This is a genomic window from Neisseria sp. P0021.S005, from assembly GCF_051956955.1.
Window position 1 is genome coordinate 1 of sequence record NZ_JBQCWY010000302.1, and the last position, 3,619, is coordinate 3,619.

At 53.3% G+C, this 3,619-nt stretch carries 5 protein-coding genes and 1 pseudogene; 2 read left to right on the forward strand and 4 right to left on the reverse strand.

Annotation, left to right across the window (positions count from 1 at the left end; translation table 11 throughout):
* The 3 genes and pseudogenes from ACTHUE_RS13090 to ACTHUE_RS13100 form a co-directional block, all read right to left on the reverse strand.
* Positions 1–247, reverse strand: a pseudogene (locus tag ACTHUE_RS13090) (septal ring lytic transglycosylase RlpA family protein); the annotation flags it as partial.
* A gap of 48 nt (positions 248–295) precedes the next feature.
* Positions 296–760, reverse strand: coding sequence for a tRNA (uridine(34)/cytosine(34)/5-carboxymethylaminomethyluridine(34)-2'-O)-methyltransferase TrmL (gene trmL / locus ACTHUE_RS13095; protein WP_070461542.1), 465 nt, complete (start codon positions 758–760; stop codon positions 296–298).
* A gap of 64 nt (positions 761–824) precedes the next feature.
* The gene (locus ACTHUE_RS13100) at positions 825–1,541 is read right to left on the reverse strand and encodes a ComF family protein (protein WP_070646427.1); all 717 of its coding nucleotides are present in this window, start codon (positions 1,539–1,541) and stop codon (positions 825–827) included.
* On the opposite strand from ACTHUE_RS13100, the gene bioH reads away from it, so the two are divergent.
* Both bioH and ACTHUE_RS13110 read left to right on the forward strand, forming a co-directional pair.
* Positions 1,540–2,286, forward strand: coding sequence for a pimeloyl-ACP methyl ester esterase BioH (gene bioH, locus ACTHUE_RS13105; RefSeq protein WP_070646425.1), 747 nt, complete (start codon positions 1,540–1,542; stop codon positions 2,284–2,286). The two genes, ACTHUE_RS13100 and bioH, sit on opposite strands and share 2 nt — an antisense overlap.
* Positions 2,287–2,341: 55 nt before the next feature.
* Positions 2,342–3,136 (forward strand): class I SAM-dependent methyltransferase, encoded by a 795-nt coding sequence (locus ACTHUE_RS13110; protein ID WP_440423675.1) that lies wholly within the window; start codon positions 2,342–2,344, stop codon positions 3,134–3,136.
* A gap of 145 nt (positions 3,137–3,281) precedes the next feature.
* On the opposite strand, the gene ACTHUE_RS13115 is transcribed toward ACTHUE_RS13110, so the two are convergent.
* Entirely contained in the window at positions 3,282–3,530 is a 249-nt protein-coding gene (locus ACTHUE_RS13115) for a BolA family protein (RefSeq protein WP_003686612.1), read from the reverse strand.
* Between the last annotated feature and the right edge of the window lie 89 nt (positions 3,531–3,619).

Consider the following 3,619-nt stretch of genomic DNA (forward strand, 5'->3'; position numbering starts at 1 on the left):
AACGCTCGCCGCTGGAGGTTTTACGGCCGTGGAATTGGTTGCCGTACCATGAGGCTTTGCCGGGTTGGCTGAAAGAGGAAACTTGGGTCAGCGGCGTGTAGCGTTTGCCGGCAACTTTGTAACTGCGGTTGGCAGAAGGATGCAGTTTTTCGACTCGGACCACGCTGTCGGCGACGGCGGCATTGATGGAGAGGACGCCGATGGTGGCAGCGGCTAAGGAAAGGAGGGTTTTTTTAGTAAAAGTCAAAACGGGTTCCGTTCTTGAGTTGATAACGCAGCGGTTTCAGACGGCCTGTTATACGCCGCCGGCAAAACCGTTTTGCCGCCATGCTTCAAATAAAATCACGGCGACGGTATTGGAAAGATTCATGCTCCTGCTGTCAGGCATCATCGGCAGGCGGATTTTTTGTCCGGCAGGCAGGCTGTCGAGAACTTCGGCAGGCAGGCCGCGCGTTTCGGGACCAAACAGCAACACGTCGCCTTCGCGGAAGGAAACTTCGTCGGGGCGAGTAGAGCCTTTGGTGGTCAGCGCGAAAATGCGACGGCCTTCAAGGGCCTTGAGGCAATCATCGAAATTCTCATGTACCGTCAGTTTGGCAAACTCGTGATAATCCAAACCCGCGCGTTTCATTTTGGACGAATCCAGAGGGAAACCAAGCGGTTTGACCAAGTGCAAATCGGCACCGGTATTGGCGCAAAGGCGGATAATATTGCCCGTATTGGGCGGGATTTCGGGTTGGTACAAAACTATGGTAAACATATAAATCAATCACTTATAGAGTGGCATAATGCCGAAATGTTCCATGGGTGTCAAAAACTTTAAGCTATTTTTTCATTGGCGGACGCGCCAAACTCCAGCAAAAAATCTTACCTGCGCCTGATTTTTTCAGCGTTTTCGCCAATTCGTTTAAAGTCGAGCCGGTGGTGAAAACATCATCAATTAACAGAATATTACACGCCTTCGGCAATTCGGCTTTGATTTTGAATGCATTCTTGATATTTCGCAGACGTTCGTCGCTTTTCAGCGTACTTTGCGGCTCGCCATGCCGTCTGAAAACTGCGTGGCGCGGCAGCAGCGTCCAGCCGTAGCGTTTTGCCAAAATATCCGTCAACGCCTCGCTTTGGTTGAATCCGCGCTTGAGCCGCCGCTCTTTGCTCAAAGGCATGGGCAGGACAAAATCAAAGTGTTCCGTCGCCAGCCAGTCCGGTGCGTTTTGGCACATTAAATCCGCCAACGGACGGCTCATGCCCAAATCGGCCAAGTGTTTCAGCTCGCGTATCATGCTGCTGACGGGTGGTTCGTAATACAGCGAGGCCCACATTCTATCAAATGCGGGCGGCTTTTTCTGACAACTGCCGCACACTGCCCCGCCCGCGACATGGCGGAAACACAAAGGGCAGCTTTGTGCTGCGTCGATAAAATATTCCGTCAAATCGTTTACGCAGCCTCTGCAAAGGCCGTCTGAAACGGAATCGTGGCATAATACGCAACATCGCGCATTGAGCTGTTTCAAACTGCGCCACCAAGAAAGAACATTCATGCCACACTCCGCCAAAAAAGTTTATCTGATACACGGTTGGGCGGCGAACCGCCATGTATTCGACGATTTGATACCGCGCCTGCCTGCCGATTGGGACGTCCGCGCGCTTGATTTGCCCGGACACGGCGATGCGCCTTTTACCGAGCCGTTTGATATTGCCGCCGTTGCCGAAGCCTTCGCCGGACAAATCGACACGCCGGCACACATTCTCGGCTGGTCGCTGGGCGGACTGGTTGCCCTGTATCTGACCGCGCTTTATCCCGACAAAATCCAATCGCTCTGCCTGACGGCAAGTTTTGCCCGATTGACTGCCGACACGGATTATCCCGAAGGCTTGGCGCAACCTGCCTTGGGCAAGATGGTCGGCGCATTTCAGCAGGATTATGCCAAACATATTAAACAGTTTCTACAACTGCAACTGCTGCATACGCCGCATTCAGGCGAAATCTTAAACCGGGTATTGCCCGATTTGGCGCGCTGTGGCACGCCCTCCGCCTTACAGGCCGCGCTTGAAGCGGTCAACCATGCCGATGCGCGTCCGCTGTTGTCGCTGATTCAAACGCCGTCATTGCTGGTGTTTGGACAGAAAGACGCCATCACGCCGCCGCGCATGGGCGAATATTTACACCGCTATTTGAGCAACAGCGAGCTGGTCCTTATTGACAAAGCCGCACACGCGCCCTTTTTAAGCCATGCCGACGAATTTGCCGAAACCTACCGCAATTTTGTCGAAAAGGCCGTCTGAAACAGACTTAAACCATAAAAACATTGCTGGGCAAAGCCCGCTGACACGACCCACCATGACCGAACAAGACAAACGCTGGCAGATTCACCGCCATCTCGCCCAAGACACCGACGAGCGCCTGCAACTGGTCCGCAATGCACCCAAACGCATCATGCTGATTGGTGCCGATGCCGACATCAGCCGCAGCCTGCTGGCCGCGCGTTATCCCGACGCCGTGTTTGAAGAATACGATCCGAATGCCGATTTTTTGAAAACCGCCGCCGCCGCGCGCAAAGGTGGTTTTTGGCAGAAGCTGACCGGCAAAACCATTCCGCAGCATTGCCAAGCCCTGACCGCGCCGTTGCCCGAGGCATCTGCCGATATGTTGTGGGCCAACCTCAGCCTCAGCCGCGCCGACGATATTTTGCCGGTTTTGAAAAACTGGGCCGCCGCTTTGAAAACCGACGGATTATTGTTTTTTACCCACTTTGGCCGCGACAGCCTGAGCGAGCTGACAGGCCGTCTGAACCATGAAGGCATCGAATGCGAAGCGCCCACGCTGATTGATATGCACGACTTGGGCGATATGCTGGCTGACAACGGCTTTTACGATCCGGTAACCGACACGGCCAAGCTTGAGTTGAGCTATAAAAAAGCCGGGACGTTTTGGCAGGACATGGAAACCTTGGGATTGTGGAACGCGTTGAAGTTCAGCAATCCGCAAGCGGCAAAGGAATGTGTGGATAAGATTTTTGCCGACGAAGGCCGTCTGAACATCACGCTTGAAACCGTGTACGGCCATGCCGTGAAAAAATTGGTGTTGCCTCAAGGGGAGAATGTGGTGCAGTTTTTCCCGAAACGGCAGGGCTAGTTTGGCGGTTGTGGCGGTAGGGTTGACACCGCGATTGTGTGTTGACGAATGCGGTTTGTCGTTTGTATCGATTGCCTGCGCTGATTGAAATGTATGAAAAAGGCCGTCTGAAAAGTTTTCAGACGGCCTTTTGTTTGATTCCAAATTAAGCCTGTTTGGCCGCCCATTCGGCCGGAGTGGCGGCAACGGAAATAGACAGCGCGTGCAATTCGTTACTTTCGAGTTGCGGCTTGAGGCCGTCTTTAATCAGGCGGTGGCGGGCGAGGCGGGCTTTGCCTTCAAATGAGGAGGAAACGATTACGGCGAAGAAGTGATGGCCGTCGCCTTCGACTTCGACGTGTTCGCAAGGGGTAACACCTTCAATCAGGGTTTTGACTTGTTCGGGTAAAAGCATGGGGGTTCCTTGGGAAATGGTTTGCTTGTAAAAGAGGGCATTATACCGAATCTTGATAAAAACAGGCCGTCTGAAAAACCAAACTTCGG